Origin of the sequence: Jiangella rhizosphaerae (genome assembly GCF_003579925.1) — a bacterium.
Lineage (GTDB): Bacteria > Actinomycetota > Actinomycetes > Jiangellales > Jiangellaceae > Jiangella > Jiangella rhizosphaerae.
Map to the genome: position 1 here is coordinate 1 of NZ_QUAL01000335.1, position 5,497 is coordinate 5,497.

Below are 5,497 nucleotides of genomic sequence, written 5' to 3' on the forward strand. Positions count from 1 at the left end.
CGCCGGAGCGCCGGGACGACCGCCGGCTGGAGCCGCCGCCGAAGCTGCGCCGCCGGCTGCGGCCGCGGCTGGACCCGCCGCCGAAGCCGCCGCCGCCCCAGCCGCCGGAGCCCGAGGAGCCGTCGCCGGAGGACGACATGGCCGAGCTGGCGGCCTTGCTCAGGGACCGGCCGAAGCTGGCCAGCCGGGCCCGTGGCCGCCGCGACTCCCAGCGGCTCCACAGCCTGCCGCGCGCCACCGAGTGGTCATTGTGCGGGAAGCGCCACGAACCGGCGGTGCCGTTCCAGTAGCCCTCGATGTAGGCGACGAGGTCCTCGCCACCCTCCCAGTAGCTGCCGCGCCCGGCCTGGCGGGCCTGCGGCCTCTCGCCGGCGTCGAGGCGGACGGCGCACTGGTCGCAGAGCGGCACGTCGCGGCTCACGCCGTGCTCGGGCGTCCACTGCCGCTCCCGCGTGCTGGGACCGTGCCGGGGGTCGAAGAAGCACGGCGGCGTCGGCTCGGGGACCGGCCTGCCATGCTGCAGCGCCTCGAGGCAGGCGATCTTGTAGCGCGCGGTGCCGAGCAGCGACGTGACCGCCTGGACGTCGTCGTCGGTCTGCGCGGCGTCGAGGCGGTGCCGGGCCTTCTCGACGGTGTCGAGGATCTCCTTGGTCAGCGCCGCCTGGGCGATGTCGGAGGTCGTCGGCAGGTCGGACACGCGGTCGGACAGCTCGATGACCTCCTCGGTCAGCATCGGCCGGACGACGTCGAGGTGGCGCTGCTCGTCGGCGCGGCGGCGGCGACGAGCGCTGTACGCCGTCGCGCCCCACCAGAGCCCGGCGACGCCGGCTGCCCCGCCGGCCCACGGCGCGGCGTCGATGTAGAGCGGGTGGTCGACGTCGGAGGCACGCTCGATGAAGCGGTCGATCATCGGCCCGTAGTCGGGCGCGCAGCAGTCGACGGCTTGGTCGATGGCGTCCTCGACGTGGTACGTCGGGCCGTCCTCGCTGTGCTGGACGCCCCAGATGCCCCGGCCGTCGTACGAGGAGTCGGCCACCGACATGACGAGATAGACGCCGTCGACGCCGACGCGGTCGTACAGCTGGGACGCGAGCTCCTCGCCCTCGTAGAGCAGGACGCGGCCGACGAGGCGGTCCTGGCCCTCGGGGTCGAGCTTCCACGCCGGGACGACGGCGATGCGCAGGTCGACCGGCGCGGCCGCGGCGGCCTCGTCGAGGTCGGCGGCGTCGTCGCGGCCGATGGCGTCGGCGGCGTCGGGGTCGACCCACACGCCCGGCTCGGCCAGTTCGACGGCGACCTCGTCGAGGTAGCGGTCGACGTCGGCCTCGTCGGCCGCGGCGGGGACGACCGCCGTCCAGGCGACGGCGGCGGTGCTCAGCGCGAGCGTGGCGGCGACGCGTGCGGCCGTCGTCATCGGGTCACCCCGGCCAGCCGGTCGCGGCACGCGGCGCAGACCGGGACCTCGCGGGCACGGCCGCCGGGCGGGGTGTACATCCAGTCGGTCACGGACACTCCATGGCGCTGGTCGAAGAAGCAGTCGGCCCGCCGGGCGGGCAACGGCCGGCCGGCCAGCCGCGCCTGCGCGCACGCCAGGCGCCACCGACCGTACTCGACGGTGGACCGGACGGCGCGCAGCACGTGGTCGTCGGGCGTGCCGTCGACGGCCCCTCCGGCCTCGGCGTAGGCGTCCATGGCGGCCTGGATGTCGGCGGCGACCGCGGGGTCGGCGACGCTGGTGTCGGCGGCGTCGAGCTCCTCGCCCAACCGGGTGACGTCCTCGCGTGCCAGCTCCTGCCGCTCGGCCAGCGAGTCGGCCTCGTCGTCGAGCACGTCGAAGGACGGCCGGTAGAGCGCGGGCCCCTCGCCGGCGTCGCGCGTGCGCCGCCGGTGCCACCAGAACAGCCCGCCGGCCGCGACGCCCAGCACCGCGAGCGCGATGACCAGCGGCAGCACCCAGCCGGCGCCGCCGGACTCCTCGGGCGCGCCGGACACCCCCAGCTCGGTGAGCGCGTCGTCGAGGATCGCCACCTGCTGCGAGCGCGTGTGTCGTCCGACCGCCGTCTCGACCGCCTCCGCCACCGGCGCGTCGACGTCGTACGCGGCGCCGTACGTGGCCGCGCCGCCGAACACGACGAGATAGACGCCGTCGGGACCGCCGGCCTCGTGGACGGCGTCGAGGAACGCCGCGCCGCGGGCGTCGTCGTCGCCGCCCGGCATGTCGGACAGCGCGGTCGCCGGGACGACCGCGATGTGCACGGCGGGCGAGTGGCCGTCGACGCGGCCGGCCAGCCGCTCGGCGTCGTCCGCGGACACGATGCTCGACTGCGTGTCGTCGACGTATAAGGGCGCGGACGCCCACGCCATGGCGACCTCGCCGGCGAAGCCGCCGGGCGCCGGTTCGCTCGCGACGAGCGCGGGCCCGTTCGCGTCGGGCGCCGCGGCCGTGATCGCGGCCGCCACCGTGCTCGGGGCGACCGTCGTTGCTGCGACCACGAGCAGTGCCACCCCAACATTCAGACCGGGCAACGGCATCTCACGCCCTCCTACACACCTGTCGGCCTGGACCGACGGGCCACGAGGGCCTCCGGCCCCCGATGTCCCGCCGGTGTTGCCCGGCCCTCATGGGGCGGCCGCCGGGAGAGTCAGCCGCATGCGTGCTCCTCGCCGGATCGGGTGGGTCAGCGCCCCCGATCTTCACATGCCGCGACGAACTCCAGCGCACGACCGTGCATCAGCGCGGCTGCGGCCTCGTCGTACTCGCTGGTCAGCGACGGGTCGGCGAACAGGTGCGCAGCCACCCCGGGGTAGGAGAAGTAGTGGTACGACGCGCCGGACGCGGCGACCGTCTCGGCGAACTCGCGGTTGGCGTCGTCGTCGCGGAACGGGTCGAGCTCGGCCTCGTGCACCTGGACCGGCACGGCGGACGGCCACAGCTCGGCGCCGACCGCCCGGACGGGCACCGAACCGTGGAACGCCAGCGCGCCGCGGGCGCCCTGCCGTGACGCGACGAGGTGCACGACCGAGATGACGCCGTTGGAGTACCCCGCGTAGACGACGTCGGGCCGGACGCCGTCGACCGCGGCGTCGGTGCGCTTCAGCAGCTCGGCCCGTCCGCCGTACTTCTCCAGGAACTCGAACGCCTCGTCGTAGTCGTCGAAGACCGCGCCGCCGTAGAGGTCGGGCACGTGCACGACGTGACCGGCCGCGCGCCACTGCTCGGCGGTCTGCAGCACCCCGGGCCGCAGCCCGAGAACGGAGTGGAAGAGCACGATCTCGGTCATGGGTCGGTTCTACCGGACGGCACCGACAAGGTCGGCCGGACGCGGTCAGCGCACGCCGAGCAGGTCCTCGATCGGCGTGATCGCGAAGTAGACCACGAACAGCGCCGCGATGATCCACAGCAGCGGGTGCAGCTCGCGGGCCTTGCCCTTCGCCAGCTTGATGATGACGTACGAGAGGAACCCGGCCCCGATGCCGGTGCTGATCGAGTACGTGAAAGGCATCAGGGCCAGCGTCAGGAACGCGGGGATGGCGATCTCGACGTCGTCCCAGGCGATCTCGCGGACCTGGCCCATCATCAGGAACCCGACCAGCACCAGTGCCGGCGCGGCGGCCTCGTTCGGCACCATCGCGACGACCGGCGCCAGGAACGTCGCGAGCAGGAAGCACAGCCCCGTCACCACGCTGGCCAGCCCGGTGCGGGCGCCCTCGCCGACCCCTGAGGCGGACTCGATGTACGACGTGTTGCTCGACACCGACGCGGCACCACCGGCGGCCGCGGCGACGGAGTCGACCAGCAGGATCTGCGTCGTCTTCGGCGGGTTCCCGTTCTCGTCGAGCAGGTGGCCCTCGGCGCCGACCGCGACCATCGTCCCCATCGTGTCGAAGAAGTCGGCCAGCATCAGCGTGAACACGAACAGCAGCACGCTCACGACGCCGACGGACTCCCACGACCCGAGCAGGCTGAAGTCGCCGATCAGCGAGAAGTCCGGGAGGTCGACGATCTGGTCGGGCACCTGCGGCGCGTTGAGGTTCCAGCCGCCGGGGTTCTCCGCCGACGGGCCGAGGTCCGCGATCGTCTCGACGACGACCGCGAGCACGGCGGTGGCGATGATCGTCCACAGGATCGCCCCGCGGACCTTCAGCGCGTACAGCACGACGACGGCGATCAGCCCGGCGCAGAACACCGCGACCGGCCACGTCGTCAGCGAGCCGCCCTCACCCATGCCGATCGGCGGCGACGGGTTACCGGTCGACCGCACGAAGCCGGCGTTGACGAAGCCGACCAGCGCGATGAACAGGCCGATGCCGACGCTGATCGCGGTCTTCAGCTGACGCGGCACCGCCGAGAACACGGCCTGCCGGAACCCCGTCAGGACGAGGACCAGGATGACCAGGCCCTCCATCACCACGAGTCCCATCGCGTCGGCCCACGTCATCTGCGAGGCCAGGCCGAACGCGACGAACGCGTTGAGGCCGAGGCCGGTCGCCAGGGCCAGCGGGAAGTTGGCGACGACGCCCATGGCGATCGTCAGAACCCCCGCCACCAGCGCCGTCGTCGCGGCGACGGCGGCGAGGTCGGGGGCGTCGCCGCCGCCGAGGAAGGTGCCGTCGACATCGGCGACCGTGCCGATGATCAGCGGGTTCAGCACGATGATGTAGGCCATCGTGAAGAACGTGACGAGGCCGCCGCGCACCTCGCGGCCGATGGTCGAACCGCGTTCGGTGATCTTGAAGTAGCGGTGCAGCGCGGTGGGCTCGGTCGTGGTGTCGGTGTCGCTCATGGGGGCCTCCGGGCGGCTCGGCGGGGGACGGACGCAGCCGGCGTCGGGCGTGAGGATGCCAGAAGATCGTTACCGGACGAATACGGCGGGCCGTGGATCGGCTCGCCGCGACCGCGGTGGCCGGGCTAGCCTGGGGGATATGGCGAAGCGTCGGCGGCGGTCCCCAGGGGAGCCCGAGGTCGAGGCGGTCGAGCCCGATCAGGTTCAGCCGCTCGACGTCGACGGCGTTCGCACGGTCGCCGTCGTCACCGTGCTGTGGGCGGTCGCGTTCGTTCTGCTGGCGCTGCGCATGGACGACTTGCAGGCCGAGGGACGCGGCTGGTGGGTCTGGACCTGCCTCGCCGGCGTCGGGCTCGGGCTGCTGGGGCTGGAGTACACCCGCAAGCGGCGCGATGCCATCGAGTTCGAGCGCGAAGAGGCCGAGGCGGCCCGTGCGGCGGCCGAGTCCGCCGGCGGCGAGGTGCTGACCCGCGGCGAGGTCATCGCGCGCGACGCCGACGCTCCGGCCGACGGTGTGCGCCCGGCGACGCGGCGAGCCGAGGGCGCGCCCTCGCCCGGTGGGCCGGCCCGTCCGCGGACCTCGCCCGAGTCCGTCACCCGGCCGATCGACACCGGCGGCAACCTGCCGCCGGTCGGCCCCGAGACCACACGCGCCGACGCCACCCGCGTCGACCTGCCGCCCACGCGGCCCGCCGCCCGTCCCGACCCGCGCG

The 5,497-nt window shown here is 73.9% G+C and carries 5 protein-coding genes; 1 reads left to right on the forward strand and 4 read right to left on the reverse strand.

Annotated features, from left to right (window positions below):
* From DY240_RS24335 to DY240_RS24350, 4 genes are all read right to left on the reverse strand, one after another.
* Positions 1-1,414: hypothetical protein (locus DY240_RS24335; protein ID WP_147375499.1), on the reverse strand; the 1,414-nt coding region annotated here is incomplete at its 3' end.
* Positions 1,411-2,505 carry a hypothetical protein gene (locus tag DY240_RS24340; protein WP_147375500.1) on the reverse strand — a complete coding sequence of 365 codons (1,095 nt, stop codon included), beginning with the start codon at positions 2,503-2,505 and terminating at the stop codon, positions 1,411-1,413. The genes DY240_RS24340 and DY240_RS24335, both read right to left, overlap by 4 nt.
* Positions 2,506-2,678: 173 nt before the next feature.
* Complete coding sequence (locus tag DY240_RS24345; protein ID WP_119662307.1) at positions 2,679-3,281, reverse strand: dienelactone hydrolase family protein; 603 nt, start codon at positions 3,279-3,281, stop codon at positions 2,679-2,681.
* Positions 3,282-3,326: 45 nt separating this feature from the next.
* On the reverse strand, positions 3,327-4,784 hold the full coding sequence (locus DY240_RS24350; RefSeq protein ID WP_119662308.1) for an NCS2 family permease: 1,458 nt from the start codon (positions 4,782-4,784) through the stop codon (positions 3,327-3,329).
* Positions 4,785-4,923: 139 nt separating this feature from the next.
* Here DY240_RS24350 and DY240_RS24355 point away from each other — a divergent pair.
* On the forward strand, positions 4,924-5,497 hold a 574-nt coding region (locus DY240_RS24355), incomplete at its 3' end, for a DUF2530 domain-containing protein (RefSeq protein ID WP_119662309.1).

What these genes read in the sequence shown, in the direction of transcription:
- DY240_RS24345 (WP_119662307.1), bottom strand. Translation starts at nt 3,281, where the DNA reads ATGACCGAGATCGTGCTCTTCCACTCCGTTCTCGGGCTGCGGCCCGGG.
- DY240_RS24350 (WP_119662308.1), bottom strand. Translation starts at nt 4,784, where the DNA reads ATGAGCGACACCGACACCACGACCGAGCCCACCGCGCTGCACCGCTAC.